Annotated in this window: 1 tRNA gene; it reads right to left on the bottom strand. The window is 56.4% G+C overall.

What is annotated here, in order from left to right:
- Nucleotides 1-82: 82 nt before the first annotated feature.
- Nucleotides 83-159: transfer RNA gene (locus tag AC3CAU_RS16790), tRNA-Asp, on the bottom strand.
- Nucleotides 160-227: the final 68 nt, after the last annotated feature.

Genomic DNA, 227 nt, shown 5'->3' with positions numbered 1-227 from the left:
GCCGACATTCTGCTTGTAAGGCAGACGCTCTACCAACTGAGCTAAGCGCCCTTAAAGGGTGTTGCATTTTCGATTTTAAGGATGGCGCAGCGGACGGGACTCGAACCCGCGACCCCCGGCGTGACAGGCCGGTATTCTAACCAACTGAACTACCGCTGCATCGCAAAAAATCTGGTGGGCGCTGACGGGATCGAACCGCCGACATTCTGCTTGTAAGGCAGACGCTC

This window comes from Acinetobacter sp. GG23 (genome assembly GCF_057766365.1).
The sequence above is the reverse complement of the archived record's forward strand: the minus strand, read 5'-3'. Positions and strand labels throughout refer to the sequence as shown.